This is a genomic window from Ideonella flava (assembly GCF_051857595.1).
Classification (GTDB): Bacteria; Pseudomonadota; Gammaproteobacteria; order Burkholderiales; family Burkholderiaceae_C; genus Ideonella.
In genome coordinates this window covers 253,733-276,955 of record NZ_JBPZHD010000008.1, presented here as the reverse complement: position 1 = coordinate 276,955, position 23,223 = coordinate 253,733, and the positions used below count along the sequence as shown (strand labels likewise).

General features: G+C 68.5%; 27 protein-coding genes. 11 read left to right on the top strand and 16 right to left on the bottom strand.

Annotated features, from left to right (window positions below; genetic code table 11):
• Positions 1 to 7: 7 nt before the first annotated feature.
• The 15 genes from ACS5PM_RS19020 to ACS5PM_RS18950 all read right to left on the bottom strand — a co-directional run bounded on the left by ACS5PM_RS19020 (position 8) and on the right by ACS5PM_RS18950 (position 12,958).
• Positions 8 to 475, bottom strand: coding sequence for a hypothetical protein (locus ACS5PM_RS19020; protein WP_439389244.1), 468 nt, complete (start codon positions 473 to 475; stop codon positions 8 to 10).
• Positions 441 to 878, bottom strand: coding sequence for a hypothetical protein (locus ACS5PM_RS19015; protein WP_439389243.1), 438 nt, complete (start codon positions 876 to 878; stop codon positions 441 to 443). The genes ACS5PM_RS19020 and ACS5PM_RS19015 overlap by 35 nt, the downstream gene beginning before the upstream one ends.
• 114 nt (positions 879 to 992) lie before the next feature.
• Positions 993 to 1,871: a cobalamin-binding protein gene (locus tag ACS5PM_RS19010; RefSeq protein ID WP_439389241.1), complete on the bottom strand. Its 879-nt coding sequence runs from the start codon at positions 1,869 to 1,871 to the stop codon at positions 993 to 995.
• The gene (nth, locus tag ACS5PM_RS19005; protein ID WP_439389373.1) at positions 1,868 to 2,506 is read right to left on the bottom strand and encodes an endonuclease III; all 639 of its coding nucleotides are present in this window, start codon (positions 2,504 to 2,506) and stop codon (positions 1,868 to 1,870) included. Before nth ends, ACS5PM_RS19010 begins: the two co-directional genes overlap by 4 nt.
• A 15-nt stretch (positions 2,507 to 2,521) precedes the next feature.
• Complete coding sequence (gene rsxB / locus ACS5PM_RS19000; RefSeq protein WP_439389240.1) at positions 2,522 to 3,217, bottom strand: electron transport complex subunit RsxB; 696 nt, start codon at positions 3,215 to 3,217, stop codon at positions 2,522 to 2,524.
• Positions 3,218 to 3,247: 30 nt separating this feature from the next.
• Entirely contained in the window at positions 3,248 to 3,976 is a 729-nt protein-coding gene (locus tag ACS5PM_RS18995) for a substrate-binding periplasmic protein (protein WP_439389239.1), read from the bottom strand.
• Between the two features lie 14 nt (positions 3,977 to 3,990).
• On the bottom strand, positions 3,991 to 5,355 hold the full coding sequence (locus ACS5PM_RS18990) for a GGDEF domain-containing protein (protein ID WP_439389238.1): 1,365 nt from the start codon (positions 5,353 to 5,355) through the stop codon (positions 3,991 to 3,993).
• Complete coding sequence (locus ACS5PM_RS18985) at positions 5,352 to 6,122, bottom strand: substrate-binding periplasmic protein (protein WP_439389237.1); 771 nt, start codon at positions 6,120 to 6,122, stop codon at positions 5,352 to 5,354. The genes ACS5PM_RS18990 and ACS5PM_RS18985 overlap by 4 nt, the downstream gene beginning before the upstream one ends.
• A gap of 48 nt (positions 6,123 to 6,170) precedes the next feature.
• On the bottom strand, positions 6,171 to 7,481 hold the full coding sequence (locus ACS5PM_RS18980) for a polyhydroxyalkanoate depolymerase (protein WP_439389236.1): 1,311 nt from the start codon (positions 7,479 to 7,481) through the stop codon (positions 6,171 to 6,173).
• Positions 7,482 to 7,695: 214 nt separating this feature from the next.
• Entirely contained in the window at positions 7,696 to 8,400 is a 705-nt protein-coding gene (locus ACS5PM_RS18975) for a DUF6445 family protein (RefSeq protein ID WP_439389235.1), read from the bottom strand.
• 14 nt (positions 8,401 to 8,414) lie between these two features.
• Complete coding sequence (locus ACS5PM_RS18970) at positions 8,415 to 9,038, bottom strand: helix-turn-helix transcriptional regulator (protein WP_439389234.1); 624 nt, start codon at positions 9,036 to 9,038, stop codon at positions 8,415 to 8,417.
• 6 nt (positions 9,039 to 9,044) lie between these two features.
• On the bottom strand, positions 9,045 to 10,274 hold the full coding sequence (locus ACS5PM_RS18965; RefSeq protein ID WP_439389233.1) for an MFS transporter: 1,230 nt from the start codon (positions 10,272 to 10,274) through the stop codon (positions 9,045 to 9,047).
• Complete coding sequence (locus tag ACS5PM_RS18960; protein ID WP_439389232.1) at positions 10,271 to 11,269, bottom strand: questin oxidase family protein; 999 nt, start codon at positions 11,267 to 11,269, stop codon at positions 10,271 to 10,273. Before ACS5PM_RS18960 ends, ACS5PM_RS18965 begins: the two co-directional genes overlap by 4 nt.
• Positions 11,270 to 11,281: 12 nt before the next feature.
• Entirely contained in the window at positions 11,282 to 11,677 is a 396-nt protein-coding gene (locus ACS5PM_RS18955) for a VOC family protein (protein ID WP_439389231.1), read from the bottom strand.
• Positions 11,678 to 11,761: 84 nt separating this feature from the next.
• Positions 11,762 to 12,958, bottom strand: a complete 1,197-nt coding sequence (locus ACS5PM_RS18950) for an amino acid aminotransferase (protein WP_439389230.1) — start codon at positions 12,956 to 12,958, stop codon at positions 11,762 to 11,764.
• Positions 12,959 to 13,107: 149 nt separating this feature from the next.
• Between ACS5PM_RS18950 and uvrB the strand changes: the two genes are divergently transcribed.
• From uvrB to fdx, 10 genes are all read left to right on the top strand, one after another.
• Entirely contained in the window at positions 13,108 to 15,240 is a 2,133-nt protein-coding gene (gene uvrB, locus ACS5PM_RS18945; protein WP_439389229.1) for an excinuclease ABC subunit UvrB, read from the top strand.
• Positions 15,237 to 15,728 carry a low molecular weight protein-tyrosine-phosphatase gene (locus ACS5PM_RS18940; protein ID WP_439389228.1) on the top strand — a complete coding sequence of 164 codons (492 nt, stop codon included), beginning with the start codon at positions 15,237 to 15,239 and terminating at the stop codon, positions 15,726 to 15,728. Before uvrB ends, ACS5PM_RS18940 begins: the two co-directional genes overlap by 4 nt.
• Before the next feature lie 130 nt (positions 15,729 to 15,858).
• Positions 15,859 to 16,392: a Fe-S cluster assembly transcriptional regulator IscR gene (iscR, locus tag ACS5PM_RS18935; protein WP_439389227.1), complete on the top strand. Its 534-nt coding sequence runs from the start codon at positions 15,859 to 15,861 to the stop codon at positions 16,390 to 16,392.
• A 23-nt stretch (positions 16,393 to 16,415) separates the two neighbouring features.
• Positions 16,416 to 17,639, top strand: coding sequence for an IscS subfamily cysteine desulfurase (locus tag ACS5PM_RS18930; protein WP_439389226.1), 1,224 nt, complete (start codon positions 16,416 to 16,418; stop codon positions 17,637 to 17,639).
• Positions 17,640 to 17,682: 43 nt separating this feature from the next.
• On the top strand, positions 17,683 to 18,108 hold the full coding sequence (iscU, locus tag ACS5PM_RS18925; RefSeq protein WP_439389225.1) for a Fe-S cluster assembly scaffold IscU: 426 nt from the start codon (positions 17,683 to 17,685) through the stop codon (positions 18,106 to 18,108).
• A gap of 4 nt (positions 18,109 to 18,112) precedes the next feature.
• Complete coding sequence (iscA, locus tag ACS5PM_RS18920) at positions 18,113 to 18,436, top strand: iron-sulfur cluster assembly protein IscA (RefSeq protein ID WP_439389224.1); 324 nt, start codon at positions 18,113 to 18,115, stop codon at positions 18,434 to 18,436.
• Between the two features lie 107 nt (positions 18,437 to 18,543).
• Positions 18,544 to 19,029 (top strand): GNAT family N-acetyltransferase, encoded by a 486-nt coding sequence (locus ACS5PM_RS18915; protein ID WP_439389223.1) that lies wholly within the window; start codon positions 18,544 to 18,546, stop codon positions 19,027 to 19,029.
• Positions 19,026 to 19,544, top strand: coding sequence for a Fe-S protein assembly co-chaperone HscB (gene hscB / locus ACS5PM_RS18910; RefSeq protein WP_439389222.1), 519 nt, complete (start codon positions 19,026 to 19,028; stop codon positions 19,542 to 19,544). Before ACS5PM_RS18915 ends, hscB begins: the two co-directional genes overlap by 4 nt.
• Positions 19,545 to 19,549: 5 nt before the next feature.
• Positions 19,550 to 21,406: a Fe-S protein assembly chaperone HscA gene (gene hscA / locus ACS5PM_RS18905; RefSeq protein ID WP_439389221.1), complete on the top strand. Its 1,857-nt coding sequence runs from the start codon at positions 19,550 to 19,552 to the stop codon at positions 21,404 to 21,406.
• A gap of 8 nt (positions 21,407 to 21,414) precedes the next feature.
• Positions 21,415 to 21,753, top strand: a complete 339-nt coding sequence (gene fdx / locus ACS5PM_RS18900) for an ISC system 2Fe-2S type ferredoxin (protein ID WP_439389220.1) — start codon at positions 21,415 to 21,417, stop codon at positions 21,751 to 21,753.
• Positions 21,754 to 21,774: 21 nt separating this feature from the next.
• Here fdx and ACS5PM_RS18895 read toward each other — a convergent pair whose 3' ends face one another.
• Positions 21,775 to 22,017 carry a hypothetical protein gene (locus ACS5PM_RS18895; protein ID WP_439389219.1) on the bottom strand — a complete coding sequence of 81 codons (243 nt, stop codon included), beginning with the start codon at positions 22,015 to 22,017 and terminating at the stop codon, positions 21,775 to 21,777.
• A gap of 150 nt (positions 22,018 to 22,167) precedes the next feature.
• Between ACS5PM_RS18895 and tsaD the strand changes: the two genes are divergently transcribed.
• A complete protein-coding gene (gene tsaD, locus ACS5PM_RS18890; RefSeq protein WP_439389372.1) occupies positions 22,168 to 23,208 on the top strand; it encodes a tRNA (adenosine(37)-N6)-threonylcarbamoyltransferase complex transferase subunit TsaD in 1,041 nt (346 codons plus the stop codon).
• Positions 23,209 to 23,223: the final 15 nt, after the last annotated feature.

Here is a 23,223-nt window from a genome sequence, read left to right as displayed (position 1 = left end):
AAGGGCGTCAGCGAATGTAGCCGCCGGGGTGGCCGGGCGTGGCGAGCGCTTCCCAGGGCACGGGCATGGTCGGCGGCAGGCTGGCTCCGGGCTCGAAGCCGAAGGCCTCGGGGAAGATGCTGTCAAGGCTGCGGTACAGCTCCGCGCGCAAGGCACGGTGCCGGCGGTCGTCCTGGCTCAGGGCCCGCAGCACCGGGCCGCGCAGCAGCCACAGGTCCAGCGGGTCGCTGGCCTGGCGAACCTGATGCCTGAGCCACTCTCCCTTGCGATCCTCCAGCGGCGCGGTGGCTCGCACGAAGAGCAGTTTCATCTCGACGAAGGCGCGCCGGGCGGCGAGGCGGGCCGCGCGGTCCTGCGGCATGCCGGAGCAGGCCGCGTCGCTGGCGGAGAAGACGGTCTCGAAGGCCGTGTCGTCGAAATCCTGCGGTGCGGGCATGGCGTCAGGCGTCGTGGCGTTGGCCGGGACGCGCGGCATGGGCGGTCGTCGGGGTGCTGGTGGGAAAGTGGCGGTTGACCAGCCTCAGCCGGCGGTCGGCCTCGGACTGGCTGCGGTGGCGGGCCACCACGCTGTAGAGCTCGGCGCGGAGATGCCATAGCTCGCGCAAGGAGCGGGCCGACTGGCCGCGCCGGCGCAGGTCGCAGGCATCTTCGGCCGGAATGTCGGCCAGGGCGTCGGCGAAGTCCCGGCGCGCCTGGTCCAGCACGTGGAGCTGGCGCTGCGCCGGGGCGTCGCTGGTGCGCAGCCAGCCCCACAGCATCTTCCAGACCGGCTCGGCCTCGGCCAGCACGGCCGGGGGGCTGATCGAAGTGCGCCCCGGCAGCGTGCTGGCCGGAGGAACCGGGCGCAGCCAGCGGCGAATGAGGCGGGGCGTCTTCATCCCGGCTTCTTCGGTCAAGGCAAGGGGCAACATGAGGCGATTGTTCGATCGCGGCCCCCTGCCGTAAGCACCGAAAAGCCGGGTGCTGCCCGTCTACTTCAGCCGCATCTCGATTCAGCGGGCGGCGTCGATGGCGTCGCACAACTGCTGCGCGCCTTGCACGAAGCGGGGCCCCATGCGGCCGATGAGGTCGCCGTCGATCATCGCGAACCGGCCGGTCTTGACCGCCTCCACCTGGGGGAAGCGGGGCCATTCGCCCTTTTCGGGATGGTCGCTGGGAGCCCCGGCCATGGCGATCACCTGGGGATTGCGCTGGACGGCGGCCTCCCAGCTCACCGTGGGGGTGAAGGTCGGCAGCTCGCCGAAGACATTGACGCCGCCGCATGCAGCGATCGCCTGGCTGATGAGGTGCTCGCGGTTGACCGTCAGCAGGGGCTGGTGCCACAGCTGGTAGAAGACGCGCACCGGCTGGCGGCCGGCGTGATCGGCCTGCAGCTTCGCCCATTGCTGCTCCACGCGCCGGGCCTGCGCTTCGCCGGCATCGGGGTGGCCCAGCAGGACGCCGATCCGGCGCAGGCTGCTGGCGAGCTCGGGGATGGAGCGGATCTCGCTTTCGAACACCGGGATGCCGAGCGCCTGCAGCGGTGCACGGGCGCGCTCGGGAAAGCCCGTGCGCCAGACGAGGACGAGGTCGGGCTTGAGGCCGGCGATCTGCTCGTGGTGGACCGCCGCCGCATCGCCGATGACCGGCAACTTGCGGGCTTCGGCCGGAAAGTCACTGAACCGGCTCACGCCCACCAGCTGCGCGCCGCCGCCCACCGCGAAGACCTGCTCGGTCAGGTGCGGGCCCAGGGTGATGACCCGCTGCGCCGGCCTGGACAGGCGGATGGTGTGGCCGCTGTCGTCCACCACGCTGACGGGCTGCGCACCGGCCAGGGGCGCCACGCAGAGAGCGGTGGCTACGAGCAGGCCACGCAGCATCGTGTTCTTCACGTCGCGTGGGTCTTGGGCTCGAACTCGCACCAGGGCCGCACCCGGCAGGCCGCGCAACGCGGCAGGCGCGCCTGGCACACATAGCGGCCATGCAGGATGAGCCAGTGGTGGGCATCGACCCGGTAGGCCTCGGGCACGCGCTCGAGCAACTGTTGCTCGACCTCCAGCGGGTTCTTGCCGGGCGCGAGGCCGGTGCGGTTGGAAACCCGGAAGATGTGGGTATCGACCGCCATCGTCGCCTCGCCGAAGGCGACGTTGAGCACCACGTTGGCAGTCTTGCGGCCGACGCCGGGCAGGGCTTCCAGCGCCTGGCGGTCGTGCGGAACCTGGCCGCCGTGCTGCTCGACGAGGATGCGGCAGGTCTCGATCAGGTGGCGCGCCTTGGTGCGGTACAGGCCGATCGTCCGGATGTAGCCCTCGACTCCCTCGACACCGAGGGCCAGCATCTTCGCCGGCGTGGGCGCCGCGGCAAAGAGCGCCCGGCTGGCCTTGTTGACGCCGACATCGGTGGCCTGGGCCGACAGCAGCACCGCGGCCAGCAGCTCGAAGACGCTGGTGAATTCGAGCTCGGTCTCGGGGTGGGGATTGGCGGCCTGGAGGGTGGCGAAGAATTTCTCTATGTCGCGAGGGCTCATCATGGAGGCGAGACTTCAGGCCTTCTCGCGCCGTGCGCGAGCGCGCGCCAGCGCGGCCTCGATGACGGCGCGCTTGTTGTCGATCACGGCCGGGTCGGTGTGCAGCGTCTGGTTGGGCAGGTCGGCCAGCTTGTGGGCCGCCTTGGCGGCCAGGCGCTCGTCGTTCTCGACCTGCGCCCGCTGCCGGCGCTGGCGGGTGACGGCGTAACGCTCGCGCGCCGCGTCGGCATCCTGCGGGCTCCAGGCATTCCAGCCCGTGCGCTCCCCGGTCACCGGCTCCATCGCGATGCAATCGACGGGGCACGCGGGGATGCACAGCTCGCAGCCGGTGCATTCGCTCTCGACCACCGTGTGCATCCTCTTGGCCGCGCCGACGATGCAATCCACCGGGCAGGCCTTGATGCAAAGCGTGCAGCCTATGCACCAGTCTTCGTCGATCACCGCCACGCCGCGCGGCGCTTCGCGGCCATGGGCCGGATCCAGCGCCACGAGGGGCCGCCCGGTCAGCGCCGCCAGCCGCGCGATGCCCTCGGCGCCGCCGGGAGGGCACTGGTTGATGCCGGCTTCGCCCGCGGCGATGGCGCTGGCATAGGCGCTGCAATCGGGATAGCCGCAGCGCGTGCACTGGGTTTGCGGCAGGGCGGCGTCCAGGCGCTCGGCCAGCGCGCGCTGGGTGGGCGAAAGGTCGGTCGGCGGGGCGTTCAGGCTCACCGGCGAATTATCCCCGCCGGATCGCTTGCCTCAGGGCCGTGGCCGCATCAGGCGCGAGACCGTGCCGTCGGACTTGAGCTTGTCGAAGGCGGCACGCGTGCGGTTGACGACTTCGTCCGAGGTGCTTCGGCTGTAGGCCATGTAGATCCCGGTGGTCATCTCGTCCAGCGTGAGGACCTTCTGCAGCGCCGACGGATCGACCTGTGCCTCCTTGCAGAAGCGGGCCACGTCGCTCTCCGGCAGCGGCAACAGGTGCACCTTGCGATCCAGCAGCATGCGAAGGCTGTCCGAGTTGCGGGCGGAGACGACCAGCTTGTCGAATCCTCGCGACTGCAGGTACTGCTGCCGGACGTCGTCGCGCATCACCGCCACCGCGTATCGCTTCGCGTCATCGAGGCTGTGCACCGCCACGTCGCCGCGGTCGCGCAGCTTGTACAGGTGGTACTCGATGCGCATGAACTCCCCGGCCCACTTGAACTGCGTCTCGCGCGCCGGCGTGCGGGCGATCAGGTAGATCAGCGTGTCCGGCTCCTGCAGCGCTATGTCGTAGGCCCGGGCCCAGGGATAGAGGGCGACGCGGTAGTCGCTCAGTCCGGCGCGCTTGAGGGCGAGCTCGACGATCTCTGTGGCCGGGCCGGCGACCTTGCCGCCCTGCACGTAGGTGTAGGAGGAGTCTTCGGTGACGGCCTTGATGGTCTGGGCCTGGCTGGCCAGGGCTGTCAGCGACAGGGCGATCGAGGCCAGGAATCGTGCGGGCATGCGGGGGTCCTCCATCATTCGGCCATCCGGTCTCGGCCCTGGGCCTTGGCGCGGTACAGCGCCTGGTCTGCCTGGTGCAGCAGCTGATCGAAGCGATCCATCGTGGCCGGGTCGAACGACGCCAGGCCGATGCTCAGCGTCACGTGGGTCGAGGTCGGGGAGTCGCAGTGGGGCAGGGCCTCGGCCGCCAGCCGCTGCCGCAGTCGTTCGGCGGCCGCGCGGGCGTGGTCGGCATCCACGCCAGGCAGCAGCACCGCGAATTCCTCGCCGCCGATGCGCGCCACGAGCTCGCCGGCTCGCGCGAAGTTGTCACGCAGAAGGCGCGCAATGGCGGCCAGGCACTCGTCGCCCCGGGCGTGCCCGTAGCAGTCGTTGTAGTGCTTGAAGTGGTCCACGTCGCACATCAGCACCGTCAGCGGCTGGCCGCTGCGCTGGGCGCGCCTGAACTCGACCTCCTTGGTCTCGTCGAAGTGGCGGCGGTTGGCGAGGAGGGTCAGCGGGTCGCTTCGGGACGCCTCTTCCAGCTGCTTGTTGGCCGCCCGCAGCTCGGCCGTCTGTTCGTCGACCAACTCGGCCAGGCGGTCGCGGTGCGAGGCCAGGTCGCGCTCGTACTGCTGCTGTCGCTCCAGGTAGCTCGACAGCTTGGACTGCAGGTCGTTGACGCCGGTCTCCAGCATGCTGAGCTCGTCGCCCTCCACGCCCTGGCGGCGCAGGCGCAGGCGCTGGCCCAGCGTGGAGGGCGTGAGGCGTCCCAGGTGCTGCGCGATGTAGCGCACGTGCAGCGTCACCGAGCGGTTGAAAAGCCACATCACGACGCCGGCCAGCAGCAGGGTCTGCAGGGCCTGGGTCAAGGCGATGCCCGCGGCCTCGTCGCGCAGGCGGGTCCAGAGCAGCCGTTCATCGCCGACCAGGGTCAGCTCACCGACCACCTCGCGCGCACCGGGATAGGGTTCGTAGGTCAGCTGGGTGTGGATGGCGGGCGCCCGCGAGCTGCCGCCGGACAGGTCGCCCCGCTTGGCCGCCAGCACTTCGGGCTTTCTGCCCGGCTGGAAGATGCGCAGCGTGGCGCCGCCGACGGACGCCACCTGCGAGGCGCTGTCGAGCTGCGTCTTCAGCGCGTCGCGGTCCATCTCCCAGATGGCCTTGGACAGCGTGCGCTGGAAGACGTGGTCGATCAGCGCCAGTTCGGCGCTCATGGCCTCGACATTGGCCTGCCAGGCCGACCAGGTTCGCACCGCCACCGCAGCCATCGTGAACACCAGGCCGAAGGCGAGGGTGGCCAGCACCATGCGACGGCCCAGCGAAGCGCCCCGGCGCCGTGCCGGCGCCGGCGCCGATTCGTCCGGCCAGATCGATTCGATGTCGGGCGACAGGCTCACTGCCAGCGACGCCGGATGGCCTCGTAGGTGCCGTTGCGTCGCACTGTCTCGAGCGCCTTGCGGAAGCGTTCGACCGTGGCATCGGGCGTCTTCAGGCTGAATGCCATGTTGAGCCCACCGTCGCTGGCCAGGTCCGCCAGGTCCAGCACCCGCAAGAGCACCCGCTCGGGATCGTCGCCGGCCTCGCGGGCGAGATACAGCGCGTTCAGCTCGTTGGCTATCCACAGGTCGACGCGGCCCGCCTTGAGCTTCTCGTAGTTGAGCTCGTAGCGGTTGCTCGACTGCAGGTTCTTGCCGATGACGAAGCCGCGTCCCAGCAGGTATTGCTCTCCGGCGTCCTCGTTGACCGTGGCCACCTGCAGGCGCCGGGCGTCGTCGAGCTGGCGCAAGGGGCCCACCCGATCGGCGCGGGCGAACAGGTACCAGTGCGTCGGCGCCACCACCCCCACCCACTTGAACAGCTTCTCGCGCTGGGGCGTGCGGGTGATCGAGTAGATGAGGACGTTTTCTTCGTTCAGCGCGGTGTCGTAGGCACGCGCCCAGGGCATCGAATGGATGGGGGCCTGGACGCCCGCTTCCTTCATCACCGCCTGCACGACCTCGGTGCTCATCCCGGTGATCTGGCCCCCCTGCGTCATGTTGTAAGGCGGCAGCTCTTCGGTGACGACTCGCAACTCGCCGCCGGCCAGGGAAGACTGGGCCAGGCCCGCCAGCGCCAAGGCAAGGAAGGGCCGCAGGGCGCGGCCGACGAAGGCGGGGAGTTTCATGTCGGCCTTATCGGCCGACGCGGCGCCCAGTTAAGCGCCGTCGCGCGCTCAGCTGGACTTGGTGGCGCGTCCGTTGCGCTTCTTGGACGCCAACGCGGGCGCCGGCAGGACTTCTTCAGGCTGGTTGAAGCGCGAGATGAAATCCTTGACGGTCGGATAGACCTTCTCGCGCCAGCGGCGGCCGGAGAAGATGCCGTAGTGGCCGGCGCCCACCACGTCGTAGTGGAACTGGCGTGTCTTCGGGATGCCGGTGCACAGGTCATGGGCCGCACGGGTCTGGCCGGCCCCGGAGATGTCGTCCAGCTCGCCTTCGACCGTCAGCAGGGCGCTGAGGGAAATGTCCTGCGGGCGCACCGTCTGGCCATGGACCTCCCACGTGCCGTTGACCAGGGCGAAGTCCTGGAAGACCGTCTTGATGGTGTCGAGGTAGTACTCCGCAGGCATGTCCAGCACTGCGTTGTACTCGTCGTAGAAGGTGCGGTGGGCGTCGACGCTGTCGTCGTCGCCGCGCACCAGGTCAAGGAAGTAGTCGTAGTGCGACGACAGGTGCCTGTCCGGGTTCATCGCGACGAAGCCGGTGTGCTGCAGGAAGCCGGGATAGACCGCCCGGCCCGCCCCCGGGAAGTGCGGCGGCACGCGGTAGATGACGTTGTTCTCGAACCAGGCGTAGCTCTTGTTCATCGCCAGGTTGTTGACGGCCGTCGGCGACTTGCGGGCGTCGATGGGCCCGCCCATCATGGTCAGCGTGCGCGGCGTGAACTCGCCGGCGCTGGCCATCAGCGAGACCGCTGCCAGCACCGGCACGGTGGGCTGGCACACCGAGATCACGTTCACCTCGGGGCCGATGTGGCGGATGAACTCCTGCACATAGGCGACGTAGTCGTCGAGGTGGAAGGGCCCTGCATCCGCCGGCACCATGCGGGCGTCGGTCCAGTCGGTGATGTAGACCTTGTGGTCCTGCAGCAGGCTCTTGACCGTGTCGCGCAGCAGCGTGGAATGGTGGCCCGACAGGGGAGCAACCACCAGGACCGTCGGCTGCGTCTTCATGTCGACCAGCGCGCGATGGTCGTCGGTGAAGCGCTTGAAGCGCAGCAGGCGGCAGAAGGGTTTCTCCACCGCGGTCTGCTCCTGCACCGCGACGTCGACGTCGTCCACCTTCACCGTCTTGATGTCGAACTGTGGCTTCTCGTAATCCTTGGCGAGGCGGTGCATCAGATCCAGGCCGGCTGCCACTCGCTGCGCCATGGGGGCGTGGGCGAAGGGGGACAGCGGATGGCTGTACAGCTTGGCCGAGGCACTCGCGAACTCGGCAAAGGGCGCCATCAAGGCGCGCTGGGTTTCATAGAGCTGGTACAGCATGAAGGTGACTCCGTTTCAGGCGGGCGGCAGCAAACCGCCCTCAATGTTGTGCCGGCCGGCCTGAATTCGGCCTGACACAAGCGCTTTCATCGGATTCTGCAACGCAACATCCAGGCCACGCATGCGTGGATCCACGTGGGCGATCCTCGCATTGAACGCGTTGTGCAAGCGCAGCAAGCACCGAATTAGTGCATCAGATCCCAGCCAATTCCGGTCATCCGGCCATCCAGAACAGCACCACCGCCATCCGCTGGCTTCGCGGGTCGTCGCCACCCCAGTAGGCCGTGGCGCTGTGGATGAGGTCGGCCCGGTAGACCAGCAGCCTGTTGAAGCGATGGTCGATGGCTTCGTCCAGCACGAAGATACCCGGTGGAACAAAACGGGTGTCCAGTGCCTCGACAAGGTTGTCAAAGCGCCCGGGCAGCGTGTTGCCGCCCAGGTCGCCATCGGGCAACCGCACGCGATAGAAGCCGGTGCCGCAGTGGTCAGGCACCTCGGGATTGAGGTAGAGCACTGCCGCGTAGCGACAAAGGTGCCGCGAATCGGTGTGCGGACGCGGGCCGGCGTCGCTCGCGCCGACCAACTGCACGCAGTTGTGGTTCAGCAGGTTGCCCATGCCGGCTGCGGCGGGCAAGGAGAACAGGCGCTTGCAACCGATCTGCGCGCGGGCCCAGGACTCCAGCGGCGCCAGTTCCTCAGCGCTCAGGGCCGGTTGGGCCCGGCGGCCGGGCCAGGTTTCGGGGCGCCTGGGAGCGCCCTCCACCCAGTCGCTGCGAGCCAGCAGCCGCTCGCGCACGGCCATCGCATCAGGCAGGGCATCGTCGAGCACCCAGTAGTCGCGGCCTCGCATCGGCGGGCGGTAGATCAGGCGCTGGACCTTGGGCGCCGGCGGGCGCGCCGGAGACGGTGCGATGGGCATGGTGGCCGATTGAATCACGCCGGACTGACGAGATAGGCGCAGCGGCGGGCGCCGGCCAGCAGGTGCTCGGTGCGTTCCACCCGGGCGTCCGGGCCGAGGCAACGCTGGAACAGCGCCAGCTCGGAGCGGCACAAGCCCTGGCACTGGGTCGCCGCGGCGCAGATGGGGCAGTGGTCCTCCACCAGCAGCCATCCGCCACCGGCCGCCGGCTCCGCCCTGGCCATGTAGCCTTCCTGCCGTCGAACCTCGGCCAGGACCTGCACCCGCTGCGCGAGATCGCTCGCATGGGACAAGCGCTGGCGATAGAGATGCTCAGCCTCCTCCTCGCGGGCCGCGATCAGGGTGTCCAGTGCCTGGGGCCCGAGCCGCTGCGCCGCATGCCGCAGCAACTGGACCACCAGGTCGCCGTGACGATCGGGAAAGCGGCCGTGGCCCGCGTCGGTCAGCGTCCAGATGCGACGCGGCCTTCCGACGCCTTGAGCTTCGTCGTGGAAGGCCACGAGCCCCTGCGCGGACAGCGCCTGCAGCTGCTTGTGCGCGCCCATGGGCGTGATCGCGCAGGCCGCTGCGAGCGTCGCCGCGGTCTGCGGCCCGCGGCTCTTGAGCTGGTACAGCAGGCGCTCGGGCGTGGGCGACATGGCGACTCAAGCGGCAGCCGACACGGTGGATGCAGCCTGCGCGTGCGCCTCGCGCCGGGCCCAGCGCCACAGCGCCCAGGCGGCGCTGCCGGCGGCCAGCGCGCCGAGCGCCATCACGGTCCGCACGTTCCAAAGCGACAGGGCTCCGCCAGCCAGTGCGATCACCACGTTCGCGGTGCAGAAGATGGTCGTCAGAAGCCCCATCACCCGCCCCTGGCCGTGGTGCGCGAAGCGGGAGGACACCCAGGCCGGCATGAAGGCGTTATAGACGGCCAGCGGCAGGCCCAGAGCGACGATGGCCAGCAAACCCGGCGTCGCGGGCAGGACGACCAGCAGGCTCAAGCCCGCGGCACCGCCGAGTGCCGCCAGGGCGGTGGTGCGCAGCGGATGGTCCAGCGCCGGCAGGCGACCGGCCACGGCGGTGCCGACCAGCATGGCGGCGCATTGGGCGGCAGTGATCCAGGCGATGCCGGTGCTGTCGAGGCCGGCTTCGGTGACCATCCACAAAGGCGCGTACTCGTACAGCGCGGTGACGCCGCACATGTAGGTCATCTGCAGTGCGAACAGGCGACGCAATGACTTGTCGTGCACCAGCGGGGCCAGGGTGGACCCGGCCAGACGCCCGGCCGAGGGAGTCGATGCGGGCTTTGCGCCGCCCTGGACGCCCGCCATGACGAGTGCAATGCATCCCGCCATCGCAACAGCGGCCCAGAGGAATGGCACCCCGTCCCCCCACCGCAGCAGGACGCCGCCGACCACCGGGCCGACCAGCCAGCCGCCGTACTGGAAAGCGTTCAGCCAGGCGAAGGCCTTGACGCGCGTCTGCTCGCCGTGGTGGTCGGCCAGCAGCGCGCGGGCGACCGCCACGTTGCCCTCGGTGAGGCCGGTGGCGAAGCGCGCCGCGAGGAACAGCGGGTAGAGCCTCGCGTCGAGCGCCGCGGCGGTCAGCAGGTTTCCGGCCGCGCAGGCGAGCAGCGAGCCGACCAGCACGCGCCGGCGCCCGAGGCGGTCCGACAAGGGCCCCAGCACCAGGCTGCCCAGCAGGATGCCCGCCGGATTGACCGCCAGGGCGACGCCGAGCAGCCACTCGGGTGCCATGCCGCCGAAATGCGTGAAGCCGTCAGCCGGGCCCTCGACGAAGATCGGCGCCAGGATCGGGTAGGGCATCGCCATCCCGATCGTGCAAAGCAGGGTGACCGCGCAGACGGCGGCCAGAAGGCCGATGTGGCGGCTCACGCGCTGGCCTCTCGCGACGGCAGCACGCGGGCGTATCCCGGCCACCCGCGGTGGCGCCATTCGTCCAGCGCGGTCCAGGCGAGCTTGATGCGGTGCTCATCGGGCGTCGACGCGAGCGTGGGCAGCGCGGCCCGCCAGTCGGCTTCGTCGGCGCGGCCCGCGTGCACTGCCGCGAAGTCCGGTACCGGCCGGCCGATCGACAGCCAGGCGGCCAGCCAGGCGCGCCACAGGCCCCGCCGGGCCGCTCGGGATTCGATCTCGTCCAGTCCGGACCACGGCTCCACCAGCCGCCAGGCATGGCAGGCGGTGACCAGGTGGAGCGCGGTGAAGTCCCGGCTGGCGAGGTAGACCGCCAGCGAGGCCTCTGCCAGCGCGTCCAGCGTCAGAGCGTCGTCGCCGGGCGCCTGCGGGCCGCTCACCGCAGCCTCGAAGCCGGGCAGCGCGGCGCAGGCTTGCAGATCGCTGGTGATGGTGGTGCCGGCAGGGGGCTGGAACGAGAGTTCGGAACGACCACGCAGCGCTTCGAGGGTCGCCGCGATGCTGGCGCCCGGCTGCCCCAGCCCGGCCGGCAGGTGCTCCCCGAGACTCGTCCGCGCTGTGGACCAGGCGGCGAGCGCATGGGCCGACTCACCGGTGTGTTGCGCGGACAGGGCATAGGCCAGGCGGATCAGGCCGTGGAAGGCCGCCGTCTCGGCCGCCTGGAGCAGGCCGGGCAGCTCCACGGCGAGGACCGCAGGCAACCCGTTCAGCTCGATGTCGCGAGCGTAGCGGCGGGCGGCCTCGCCTTCAGGGCTGTCTGCCGCGAGCGGCACGAGGCGACGAGTTGCGCGCTGCAGCTGAGGCTCCAGCGCATCCGCCGGTGCGCCGAGTTGCCACAGGGCCGTGAGCGTCATGGGGAGATGGTTGGACAGTTGCAGCGCGCCGGCCGGGTAGCTGCAGGCGTAGGCAAGGCTGCTGTCCAGTGCGCGGTGCAGCGTCGGGCGGTCAATAGTCATGGTCGAGAGGGGTCAGGCATTGGACCAATCCGCGTGCTGCAACACGACGCGGTAGCCGTCGGGGTCTTCGAAGCTGCGGCCGTGTTCGTCCCAGTAGGGATTGAAGGCCGTCACCGGCCGGAAGCCGGCGCGCTCGGCTTGCTGGCAAGCCTCCTGCCAAGCGGCTGCGCCGGGCAGGTACAGCACGAGCAGATCCTCTGGCGTCGGTGCCGGGATGACCTCGCTCCCGTGGCAGTGGGTGAACTCCAGGTGCCAACCGGCGCCGGGCAGGCCGAGCATCACGCCGTCGAAGCCCTGGTGGTCTTCGAAGCGCCCCAGGAGTTGCAGGCCGAGTCCCCGGGTGTAGAGCTGGACGTGGCGATCCAGGTCGCTGGCAGGGCGCGCAATGCGCAGGTGCGGGGTCGTCATGACCTGGATGATGCCCTCATAAATCAACGGATTGTTTATAAACACCGCCGAAGAAAGGGCCTTGCGGCCCTCTCGTTGATGGGGTCACACCACCTTGGCAATGCACTCAGCGACGTAAGCGAGGTTTTTTTCGTTCAGCGCGGCCACGCAGATGCGGCCGGAGTCGACGCCATAGACGCCGAATTCGCTGCGCAGGCGCTCCATCTGCGGCTTGGTCAGGCCCGAATAGCTGAACATGCCTCGCTGGGTGGTGATGAAGGACAGGTCCTGCTTCACGCCTGAGGCCTTGAGCTTCTCCACCAGGGCGGTGCGCATGCTCTTGATGCGATTGCGCATGCCGGCCAGCTCGCTCTCCCATTGCTGGCGCAGCGCAGGGGTCGACAGGACGGTCGCGACCACCTGGGCACCGTGGGTCGGCGGATTGGAGTAGTTGGTGCGGATGACGATCTTCAGCTGCGACAGCACGCGCGCGGCCTCTTCCTTGCTCTCGCACACGACCGACAGGGCGCCGACACGCTCGCCATAGAGCGAGAAGCTCTTCGAGAACGAGGTGGAGACGAAGAAGTCGATGCCGGCCGCCGCGAAGCGGCCGACCACCGCCCCATCCTCGGCGATGCCGTCGCCGAAGCCCTGGTAGGCCATGTCCAGGAAGGCCACCAGCTGGCGGGCCTTCACCGCTTCGATCACCGCTTCCCACTGAGGCATGGTGATGTCGTAGCCGGTCGGGTTGTGACAGCAGGCGTGCAGGACGACGATGGTGCCGGCCGGGGCTGCGTTCAAGGCGCCCAGCATGGCGTCGAAATCGACCCCCTTCCTGGCGGCGTCGTAGTACGGATAGGTCTCGACCGTGAAGCCGGCGTTGGTGAACAGGGCGCGGTGGTTCTCCCAGCTGGGGTCGCTGATCAGCACCTTGGCGTCCGGTTCGAGCTTCTTGAGGAAATCGGCGCCGACCTTGAGTCCGCCCGTTCCGCCCAAAGCTTGGACGGTGGCGACACGGCCGGCGGCCAGCAGCGGACTGCCTTCGCCGAAGACCAGCTGCTGGACCGCCTTGTCGTAGGCGGCGATGCCGTCGATCGGGAGGTAGCCGCGGGCACGGGCTGCTTCGACCAGCTGGGCTTCGGCCGCCTTCACGCAGGCCAGCAAGGGCAGCTTGCCGTTCTCGTCGGTGTAGACGCCGACGCCGAGGTTGACCTTGGCCGGGTTGGGGTCGGCATTGAACTGTTCGTTCAGGCCCAGGATCGGATCACGGGGGGCCATTTCGACGGTGGCAAACAAGGTCATCGCGGCAGGTTCCTGAAGGGACGGTGGCAGGAGGATGTCGGGGGGAGCCCGGCGGGAGGGCCGGCAGGCCTTAAGCTGCAAGGTTCGGCGCTCGCGGCACGCACGCAGCCAGGCGACGCCGATTTTAAAGGTGGGACAGGGATAACCCCATGCCAGATATTTCCGAGGTGGTGCCGGACGCACCGGCGGCCGAGTCCGCGGACAGCCCGCAAGGCGAGTTCGTGAGCTTCGAGGGCTCGCCCTTCCAGCTTTTCCAGCCCTATCCGCCGGCGGGCGACCAGCCGACGGCCATCGAGCAACTGGTCGAAGGCGTCAACGACGGCCTGGCCTACCAGACGCTGCTCGGCGTGACCGGCTCGGGCAAGACCTTCACGATGGCCAACGTGATCGCCCGGCTGGGCCGGCCGGCGATCGTCTTCGCGCCCAACAAGACGCTCGCGGCGCAGCTGTATTCGGAGTTCCGCGAGTTCTTCCCGAAGAACGCGGTGGAGTACTTCGTCAGCTACTACGACTACTACCAGCCCGAGGCCTACGTGCCTCAGCGCGACCTGTTCATCGAGAAGGACTCGTCGATCAACGAGCACATCGAGCAGATGCGCCTGTCGGCGACCAAGAGCGTGCTCGAGAGGCGTGACACCGTGATCGTGGCCTCCGTGAGCGCCATCTACGGCATCGGCAAGCCCGAGGACTACACGCAGATGCGCTTCATCGTGCGGGTGGGCGACAAGATCGGCCAGCGCGACGTGATCGCGCAGCTCATCCGCATGCAGTACACCCGCAACGAGACCGACTTCTCGCGCGGCACCTTCCGCGTTCGCGGCGACACGATCGACGTCTTCCCGGCCGAGCACTCCGAGCTGGCCGTGCGCCTGGAGCTCTTCGACGACGAGGTCGAATCGCTCAGCCTGCTGGACCCGCTGACCGGCCGCATCCGGCAGAAGGTGCCGCGCTTCACCATCTACCCTTCCAGCCACTACGTCACGCCGCGTGAACGGGTGCTGTCCGCCATCGACACGATCAAGGCCGAGCTGCGCGAGCGGCTGGACTTCTTCGTCAAGGAGGGCAAGCTGGTCGAGGCGCAGCGGCTCGAGCAGCGCACCCGATTCGACCTGGAGATGCTGCAGGAGGTCGGCCACTGCAAGGGCATCGAGAACTACACCCGTCACCTGTCGGGTGCCGCCCCGGGCGACCCGCCGCCGACCATGGTCGACTACCTGCCCAGGGACGCGCTGATGTTCCTGGACGAGAGTCACGTGCTCATCGGGCAGTTCGGCGGGATGTTCAACGGCGACCGCGCCCGCAAGTCCGTGCTGGTGGACTATGGCTTTCGTCTGCCGAGCGCGCTGGACAACCGGCCGCTGAAGTTCGACGAATTCGAGACCAAGATGCGCCAGGCCATCTTCGTCTCGGCCACGCCGGCCGCCTACGAGCAGCAGCATGCAGGGCAGGTGGTCGAACAGCTGGTCCGGCCCACCGGCCTGGTCGATCCGATCGTCGAAGTGCGCCCCGCCACCCACCAGGTGGACGACGTGCTGCAGGAGATCCGCAACACCGTGGACAACGGCGAGCGGGTGCTGATCACCACCCTGACCAAGCGCATGGCCGAGCAGCTCACGGACTACCTGTCGGACAACGGCGTCAAGGTCCGCTACCTGCACTCGGACATCGACACGGTCGAGCGCGTCGAAATCCTCCGCGACCTTCGGCTGGGGACCTTCGACGTGCTGGTCGGCATCAACCTGCTGAGAGAGGGCCTGGACATCCCCGAGGTCAGCCTCGTCGCCATTCTTGATGCCGACAAGGAGGGCTTCCTGCGCGCCGAGCGCAGCCTGGTGCAGACCATCGGCCGCGCGGCACGCAACGTCAATGGCCGGGCGATCCTCTACGCCGACAAGATCACCGACTCAATGCGCAAGGCCATCGACGAGACCGAGCGCCGGCGCGCGAAGCAGATCGAGTTCAACGCCCAGAACGGCATCGTGCCGCGAGGCATCCGCAAGCAGGTCAAGGAGATGATCGACGGCGTGGTGGCCGAGAAGTCGGCCAAGGACGACCTGCGCTTCGCCCAGCAGGCGGCCGAGATCGAGACCATGAGCGAGAAGGATCTCGGCAAGCGCATCAAGGCCCTCGAGCGGCAGATGCTCGAGTTCGCCAAGAACCTGGAGTTCGAGAAAGCCGCGCGGGTGCGCGATCAACTGGCACTGCTGCGTGAGCAGGCGTTCGGGGCCCGTGGCGCGCACGACGCCAACGTGGTGCCGATTTCGACAGGGAAGGCGGCATGAGCCGGCCCGGGCCCCTCCGGCTGCTGATGGTTTGCACCGGAAACATCTGCCGCTCGCCGACCGCCGAGGGCGTGTTGCGCGCCAAGGCCGCCGCGGCGGGGCTGGCGGATCGGCTGCATATCGAATCGGCCGGCATCGCCGACTACCACGTCGGCGAGCCGCCGGACCGCCGCAGCCAGGCGCATGCCCGAAAACGAGGCTATGACCTGTCGGCCTTGCGGGCCCGCCGGGTCAGGCCGGCGGATTTCGAGGATTTCGACTGGTTGCTGGCGATGGACCGTGGCCACCTGAGCCAACTGGAACTCATGGCTCCGCAGCGACACTCATCCCGTATGAGCCTGTTCATGGACTTCGCGCCGGGCCGCGCAGGGCGTGACGTGCCGGATCCGTACTACGGCGGACCAGCGGATTTCGACCAGGTGCTGGACCTGGTCGAGGCAGCGAGCGAGGGGCTGCTGGAGCGCCTGCTGGGATACTCGACTAAATAAGTCAGCTTCTGCTATAATCCAGCAAATCACTCGGGTTCTGCACAGGGTTAACCCGTGCGGGATCAGAGTCGCCAGGGTGGCCGGCGGTTGTCGCCGGCGACCCTTCCCCCTGAATCGACGGGAGCACTCCATGCGATTGACCACCAAAGGCCGCTTCGCGGTCACCGCCATGATCGATCTGGCGCTTCGCTCGAACAACGGGCCGGTGGCGCTGGCGGCCATCAGCCAGCGCCAGCAGATCTCGTTGTCCTACCTCGAGCAGCTGTTCGGCAAGCTGCGCCGCCATGAGCTGGTGGAAAGCACCCGCGGGCCGGGCGGCGGCTACTCGCTGGGCCGCAAGGCCGAGGAGATCAGTGTCGCCGACATCATCGTCGCGGTCGACGAGCCCATCGACGCCACCGGCTGCGGTGGCAAGGAAAACTGCATGGGCGAGGACGCCGGCCGCTGCATGACGCACGAACTCTGGGCCAGCCTCAACACCAAGATGATCGAGTTCCTCGACTCCATCACTCTGCGCAAGCTGGTCGACGACCAGCTCGCCAAGGGCGTGTCCATCGAGGAGGCCCCGGTCAAGCGGGCGATTTCCAGCCAGCCGGTCGTCAAGCCGATCAAGATCACCGCCCCCAACTCCGTCTTCGCCCTGGGCAACGCCTTTTCGAAGTGAGCGAAGAACCAGAAGCCATCGCCATGGACATGACCCCGCACTTTCCGATCTACATGGACTACGGCGCCACCACGCCGGTCGACAACCGCGTGGTGGACGCGATGATCCCCTGGCTGCGCGAGCACTTCGGCAACCCGGCGTCTCGCAGCCACGCCTGGGGTTGGGAGGCCGAGGAGGCGGTCGAGAAGGCGCGTGCCCAGGTGGCTGCGCTCATTAATGCCGACCCGCGAGAGATCGTGTGGACTTCAGGCGCCACCGAGTCCAACAACCTGGCCATCAAGGGCGCCGCGCACTTCTATGCGGGCACCAAGGGCAAGCACGTCATCACGGTCAAGACCGAGCACAAGGCGGTGCTGGACACTGTGCGCGAGCTGGAGCGCCAGGGCTTCGAGGCAACGTACCTCGAAGTGCAGGAGGACGGCCTGGTCGACCTCGAGGCCTTCAAGGCTGCCATCCGGCCCGACACGGTGCTGGCCTCGGTGATGTTCGTCAACAACGAGATCGGCGTGATCCAGGACATCCCCGCGCTGGGCCGGATCTGCCGCGAGCACGGCATCGTCTTCCACGTCGATGCGGCGCAGGCGACTGGCAAGGTCGAGATCGACGTCACCCAGCTGCCGGTCGACCTGATGAGCCTGGCCTCGCACAAGACCTACGGCCCCAAGGGCATAGGCGCGCTGTACGTGCGCCGCAAGCCGCGTGTGCGCCTGGAGGCCCAGATGCACGGCGGTGGGCACGAGCGCGGCTTGCGATCGGGCACCCTGCCCACGCACCAGATCGTCGGCATGGGCGAGGCCTTTCGCATCGCTCGTGAAGAGATGGCCCAGGAGCTGCCGCGCATCCGCGCGCTGCACGAGCGCCTGATCGATGGCCTGTCGGGCATCGAGCAGACCTTCATCAACGGCCACCGCACGAAGCGCGTGCCGCACAACCTCAACATCTCGTTCAACTACGTCGAGGGTGAGTCGCTGATCATGGGCGTCAAGGGCCTCGCCGTGTCGTCTGGTTCGGCCTGCACCTCGGCGAGCCTGGAGCCCAGCTACGTGCTGCGCGCGCTCGGCCGCAGCGACGAACTGGCGCACTCCAGCCTGCGCATCACCATCGGTCGCTTCACGACCGAGGATGAGATCGACTACGCCGTCGCGACGCTGAAGGACCGCGTCGCCAAGCTGCGGGAGCTTTCCCCGCTGTGGGACATGTACCGCGACGGCATCGATATCTCGGCCATCCAGTGGGCCGCGCATTGAAGCCAGGCGCGCCCCGCGACCATTGATTTCAGGAGTTATTGAGATGTCTTACAGCCAGAAGGTCATCGACCACTACGAGAATCCCCGCAACGTCGGCAACTTCGACAAGAGCGACGAGACGGTCGGCACCGGCATGGTCGGCGCCCCGGCCTGCGGCGACGTGATGAAGCTGCAGATCAAGGTCAATCCGGCCACAGGCCTGATCGAGGACGCGCGCTTCAAGACCTACGGTTGCGGCTCGGCCATCGCCTCGAGCTCGCTCGTGACCGAGTGGGTCAAGGGCAAGTCGCTGGACGAGGCGCTGACGATCAAGAACACCCAGATCGCCGAGGAACTGGCGTTGCCGCCGGTGAAGATCCACTGCTCGATCCTGGCTGAGGATGCCATCAAGGCGGCGGTGGACGACTACCGGTCGCGCCATGAGGGCGTAGCCAGCCAGGCCACCGAGCCTGCGGCGCAGGCGAACTGATCCGATGGCCGTTACCCTGACAGAGGCCGCGGCCCGCCATGTGACGCGCTACCTCGCCCGGCGCGGCAAGGGCGTGGGCGTGCGCCTGGGCGTCAAGACCACCGGTTGCTCCGGCCTGGCCTACAAGCTCGAATATGCCGACGAGGTGGCTCCGGAAGACCTCATCTTCGAGGGCCACGGCGTGAAGGTCCTGGTCGACCCGAAGAGCCTGCCCTACATCGACGGGACCGAGCTGGATTTCGTCCGCGAGGGGCTGAACGAGGGTTTCAAGTTTCACAACCCGCGCGAAAAAGACCGTTGCGGCTGTGGCGAGTCGTTCCGCATCTGACCGGCGACTTCCACGGTTTCGCCGACAATCGTTTCTTGCTGTTCCGGGCGCGGCGCCTCACCAGGCCGCGCCCTTTTCATGTCCCGCACGGGACCTTTCAAGCGACCATGTCGTCCGCCGAGATCCTGATCCGCCCCGAGCGGCCCGACCACCCGCAGGTGCGCGCCCTGCTGGCCGAACTGGATGCCTACCTGGCTTCGCTGTACGAGCCCGAGGCGAACCACATCCTGGACATCGAGGCCTTGATGGCGCCCGAGATCGATTTCCTGGTCGCCGAGCGGGCAGGGCAGTTGATCGCTTGCGGCGCGACCCGCCGCATGCCGGGCGAGGCGGACACGTTGGGCCAAGGCTACGGCGAGATCAAGCGCATGTTTGTCGCTCCCGCAGCCCGGGGCCTGCGCATCGGCCAGCGCTTGCTGGCCACGCTGGAAGAACGGCTGCGCACGGCGGATGTGACGCTGGCACTGCTGGAGACGGGCAAGGACCAGCTCGAGGCGGTGAAGCTGTACGAGCGTGGGGGCTATGCGTTGCGAGGCGCGTTTGGCGGCTACCCGGACAACGGCCTGTCGCTGTTCTACGAGAAGCGCCTGTGAAGATCGACGACGACGACTTCGCGCTGTTCGGGCTGCCTCGGCGCCATGCGCTCGAGCGTGACGAACTGGACTCGCGCTGGCGCGCGCTGCAGGCCAAGGTCCATCCGGACCGGTTCAGTGCGGATGGCGCCGCCTCCCAGCGGATCGCGATGCAGTGGGCCGTGCGCGTCAACGAGGCCCACCAGCGGCTGAAGGATCCGATCACCCGCGCGGCCTACCTCTGCGAGCTGGGTGGCGCCCCGATCAACGCCGAGCGCAACACCGCCATGCCCGCCAGCTTCCTGGCCCAGCAGATGCACTGGCGGGAGGCGCTCGAAGAAGCCGAGGACCAGCCGTCCGTGGAGTCGTTGCACGACACCGTGGCCGCCCGGGAGGCTGAATTGCTCGACGAGGTGGCCCAGGCCCTCGACGAGCGACATGACTTTGCAGCGGCCGCACAAAGGGTGCGATCGCTGATGTTCCTGCGCAAGTTCCGCGCCGACGTCGAGCGCCGGCTCGACGCTTTTGACGCCTGATTCCCATGCCCCTGCTTCAGATTTCCGAGCCCGGCCAGTCGCCCGAACCGCACCAGCGCCGCATCGCCGTCGGCATCGACCTGGGCACCACCAACTCGCTGGTGGCGGCAGTGCGACACGGCGTCGCCGAATGCCTGCCCGATGACCAGGGGCGCACCATGCTTCCTTCGGTCGTCCGTTACCTCGAGGATGGCGGGCGCCAGATCGGCCCCGAAGCGGTGGCGGCGCAGGCCGACGACCCGGAGCACACCATCGCCTCGGTCAAACGACTGATGGGCCGCGGCCTGGCCGACGTAGCGGGGCGGGAGAAGCTGCCGTACCGCTTCGTCGACCATCCCGGCATGGTGGCGATCGAGACGCGCCAGGGGGTGAAGACGCCGGTCGAGGTCTCGGCTGAGATCCTGGCCAAGCTTCGACAGCGGGCGGAGGACAGTTTCGATGCGGAACTGTTCGGAGCGGTCATCACCGTGCCGGCCTACTTCGACGATGCCCAGCGCCAGGCGACCAAGGATGCTGCGCAGCTGGCCGGCCTGAACGTGCTGCGCCTGATCAACGAGCCGACCGCCGCGGCGGTCGCCTACGGTCTGGAGAACGGCAGCGAAGGGTTGTACGCCATCTATGACCTGGGAGGAGGCACGTTCGACATCTCGCTGCTGCGCCTGCAGCGCGGTGTGTTCGAGGTGGTCGCCACCGGCGGTGATGCCGCGCTCGGCGGGGACGACTTCGACCATGCGTTGGCCGACTGGGCCGCAGAGCGAACCGGCGTGGCGGTGCGCACTCCGCATGAGCGTCGCGCCCTGCTGGTGGCTGCCCGCGATGCCAAGGAGGCATTGACCGAAAGCCCGCAGGCCGTCCTTCGCTGCAAGCTGGATGGCCACGAGATCCAGCAGCCGGTGACGCGAGAGCAGTTCGACGAGATCACGCGCGAGCTTCTGCAGCGCACCCTGTCCTCCGTGCGCAAGGTGCTGCGGGACGCCCGGGTCCGCAAGGACGAAGTTCAGGGCGTGGTGCTGGTCGGAGGTTCGACGCGCATGCCCAGCGTCCGGCGTGCCGTGGGCGAACTGTTCGGTCACGAGCCGCTGACCAACCTCGATCCCGACGAGGTGGTGGCCGTCGGTGCCGCCATCCAGGCCAATGCCCTGGCCGGCAACGCCAAGGATGGCGAGCTGCTGCTGCTCGACGTCATCCCCTTGTCCCTCGGGCTGGAGACCATGGGCGGGCTGGTCGAGCGGGTGATAGAGCGCAACACCACCATCCCCGTGGCCAAGGCGCAGGACTTCACCACCTTCAAGGACGGCCAGACCGCGATGGCCATCCACGTCGTGCAAGGGGAGCGCGAGCTGGTGGCCGACTGCCGATCCCTGGCGCGCTTCGAGCTGCGCGGCATCCCGCCGATGGTGGCCGGCGCGGCGCGCATCCGCGTGAGCTTCCAGGTCGATGCCGATGGCTTGTTGAGCGTCGCGGCGCGAGAGTTGACTTCCGGAGTCGAGGCCGCCGTCCAGGTCAAGCCCAGCTATGGCCTGGCCGACGAGGACATAGCCCGCATGCTGAAGGAAGGCTTCACCAGCGCCGAGGAAGACATGCAGGCGCGCGCCTTGCGCGAGGCCCGCGTCGAGGCTGAGCGCATGGACCTGGCGACGCAGGCCGCCATTGCTGCCGATGGCGACCTTCTGCCCGAGAGCGAGCGGCTGGACATCGAGGCGCTGCTGCAGGGCGTTCGCGATGCCGCGCGCGGCGACGACGCTGCGGCGATAGACGCCGCCGTCAAGGCCCTGGCCGAAGGGACCGAGCCCTTCGCGGCCGCGCGCATGAACCGCGGGATCCGGCAGGCGCTGACCGGCCGCGGCATCGACGAGATCTGACTACCACCATGCCTGTCATCCGTATCCTTCCCCACGCCAGCTTGTGCCCCGAAGGCGCGCAGTTCGAGGCCCAGCCAGGTGTTTCGGTCTGCGAGGCCCTGCTGGAGCATGGCATCGAGATCGAGCACGCCTGTGAAATGAGTTGTGCCTGCACCACCTGCCACGTGGTCGTGAAGCAGGGCTACGGCTCGCTGGGCGAACTCGACGAGATCGAGGAGGATCTGCTCGACAAGGCCTGGGGCCTGACGCCCACCTCGCGGCTGTCGTGCCAGGCGATGGTGTCGGACCAGGACGTCACGATCGAGATCCCGAAGTACACCATCAACCACGCCCGCGAAGAGCACTGAAGGCGGCCGCGCCGCCGGGGCTCAGGCGGTGAGCCTGCGCAGCCAGCCGGCAAGGACCGGGCGCCAGCCGCGGCGGGCGGTGGTTTCGCGGACGTCGAGCACGTTGCGCGAGGCGAGCAGCTGCAGCAGGGCGCGCACTTCGGCGGCCTTCAGGCCGTCACGCTTGACCATCAGCGCTTCGGTCAGGTGGCGCTGCGACATCTCGCTCAGCAGTCGGCGAAACGCCGTGCGGCGGAACTCGGCCGGCAGGTCCGGCCAGGACATCAGCTTGAATTCCTTCATACCCCAACAAGACTCGCTTGAGCGACCAACACGTTATTCTGAGCGCGTGACATTCTCGTGCCTTCGCGCCGGTGAACGACCGGCGCAGCGCTGCACTCCGTGCAGCAAGCCACGTTCTACCCGAACCATCCGATGAACATCCTCGGCATCGAGTCGTCTTGCGACGAGACCGGCGTGGCCATTGTCTCCTTCAACGGTGACGAAGCGCCCCGATTGCTTGGACAGGCGCTTCACAGCCAGGTCCAGATGCACGAGGCCTACGGCGGCGTGGTTCCGGAGCTGGCATCGCGCGACCACGTCCGGCGTGTGCTGCCCTTGGCGCAGGCGGCCCTGGCCGAATCGGAGCTGGGCCTGCAGGACATCCACCTCATCGCCTTCACCCGCGGGCCCGGCCTGGCCGGTGCGCTGCTGGTGGGCGCGGGTGTCGCCTGTGGATTGGCCGCGGCCCTGAGTCGCCCGACGCTTGGCGTGCACCACCTGGAGGGCCACCTGCTGTCGCCCTTTCTCTCGGCCGATCCGCCGCGCTTTCCGTTCGTGGCGTTGCTGGTGTCGGGCGGGCACACGCAGTTGATGAGGGTGGATGGCGTCGGAAGGTACGAGCTGCTGGGAGAGACCATCGACGATGCGGCCGGCGAGGCCTTCGACAAGTCGGCCAAGCTGCTGGGCCTGGGCTACCCTGGCGGGCCGGCGCTCGCCCGGCTGGCGGAGGCCGGGCGGCCCGATGCCTTCGAATTGCCGCGCCCGCTGCTGCATCAGCCGAACCTGGATTTTTCGTTTGCCGGCCTGAAGACCGCGGTCATGACCACGCTCAGGCGCCTGGGTCCGGACCCAACGGATCAGCAGCGCGCCGATCTCGCCGCCAGTACGCAGGCGGCGATCGTCGAGGTGCTGGTGCGCAAGTCCATGCGGGCACTGCGTGACTCCGGCCTGCGGCGTCTGGTGGTGGCCGGCGGCGTCGGCGCCAACGCGTGGCTTCGGCGAGATCTTGGCGAGGCCTGCGCGCGGCGCGGCGTGCAGGTCCACTATCCCGAATTGGCGCTTTGCACCGACAACGGCGCGATGATCGCCCTGGCCGCCGCCATGCGATGCCAGGCCGGCGTGGCATCGCTCAGCCATGACCACCGGTTTGCGGTGCGCCCCCGCTGGAACCTGGCCGAGGTCGGCCAGGCCTGAGGCGCGCCGCGCGGG

Excerpts from the sequence above, each read along its gene's own strand:
- ACS5PM_RS19020 (WP_439389244.1), bottom strand. The coding sequence starts at position 475 with ATGCCGCGCGTCCCGGCCAACGCCACGACGCCTGACGCCATGCCCGCA.
- ACS5PM_RS19015 (WP_439389243.1), bottom strand. The coding sequence starts at position 878 with ATGAAGACGCCCCGCCTCATTCGCCGCTGGCTGCGCCCGGTTCCTCCG.
- nth (WP_439389373.1), bottom strand. The coding sequence starts at position 2,506 with ATGAGCCCTCGCGACATAGAGAAATTCTTCGCCACCCTCCAGGCCGCC.
- ACS5PM_RS18995 (WP_439389239.1), bottom strand. The coding sequence starts at position 3,976 with ATGCCCGCACGATTCCTGGCCTCGATCGCCCTGTCGCTGACAGCCCTG.
- ACS5PM_RS18985 (WP_439389237.1), bottom strand. The coding sequence starts at position 6,122 with ATGAAACTCCCCGCCTTCGTCGGCCGCGCCCTGCGGCCCTTCCTTGCC.
- ACS5PM_RS18980 (WP_439389236.1), bottom strand. The coding sequence starts at position 7,481 with ATGCTGTACCAGCTCTATGAAACCCAGCGCGCCTTGATGGCGCCCTTT.
- ACS5PM_RS18975 (WP_439389235.1), bottom strand. The coding sequence starts at position 8,400 with ATGCCCATCGCACCGTCTCCGGCGCGCCCGCCGGCGCCCAAGGTCCAG.
- ACS5PM_RS18970 (WP_439389234.1), bottom strand. The coding sequence starts at position 9,038 with ATGTCGCCCACGCCCGAGCGCCTGCTGTACCAGCTCAAGAGCCGCGGG.
- ACS5PM_RS18960 (WP_439389232.1), bottom strand. The coding sequence starts at position 11,269 with ATGACTATTGACCGCCCGACGCTGCACCGCGCACTGGACAGCAGCCTT.
- ACS5PM_RS18955 (WP_439389231.1), bottom strand. The coding sequence starts at position 11,677 with ATGACGACCCCGCACCTGCGCATTGCGCGCCCTGCCAGCGACCTGGAT.
- ACS5PM_RS18950 (WP_439389230.1), bottom strand. The coding sequence starts at position 12,958 with ATGACCTTGTTTGCCACCGTCGAAATGGCCCCCCGTGATCCGATCCTG.
- uvrB (WP_439389229.1), top strand. The coding sequence starts at position 13,108 with ATGCCAGATATTTCCGAGGTGGTGCCGGACGCACCGGCGGCCGAGTCC.
- ACS5PM_RS18940 (WP_439389228.1), top strand. The coding sequence starts at position 15,237 with ATGAGCCGGCCCGGGCCCCTCCGGCTGCTGATGGTTTGCACCGGAAAC.
- iscR (WP_439389227.1), top strand. The coding sequence starts at position 15,859 with ATGCGATTGACCACCAAAGGCCGCTTCGCGGTCACCGCCATGATCGAT.
- ACS5PM_RS18930 (WP_439389226.1), top strand. The coding sequence starts at position 16,416 with ATGGACATGACCCCGCACTTTCCGATCTACATGGACTACGGCGCCACC.
- iscU (WP_439389225.1), top strand. The coding sequence starts at position 17,683 with ATGTCTTACAGCCAGAAGGTCATCGACCACTACGAGAATCCCCGCAAC.
- iscA (WP_439389224.1), top strand. The coding sequence starts at position 18,113 with ATGGCCGTTACCCTGACAGAGGCCGCGGCCCGCCATGTGACGCGCTAC.
- ACS5PM_RS18915 (WP_439389223.1), top strand. The coding sequence starts at position 18,544 with ATGTCGTCCGCCGAGATCCTGATCCGCCCCGAGCGGCCCGACCACCCG.
- hscA (WP_439389221.1), top strand. The coding sequence starts at position 19,550 with ATGCCCCTGCTTCAGATTTCCGAGCCCGGCCAGTCGCCCGAACCGCAC.
- fdx (WP_439389220.1), top strand. The coding sequence starts at position 21,415 with ATGCCTGTCATCCGTATCCTTCCCCACGCCAGCTTGTGCCCCGAAGGC.
- ACS5PM_RS18895 (WP_439389219.1), bottom strand. The coding sequence starts at position 22,017 with ATGTCCTGGCCGGACCTGCCGGCCGAGTTCCGCCGCACGGCGTTTCGC.
- tsaD (WP_439389372.1), top strand. The coding sequence starts at position 22,168 with ATGAACATCCTCGGCATCGAGTCGTCTTGCGACGAGACCGGCGTGGCC.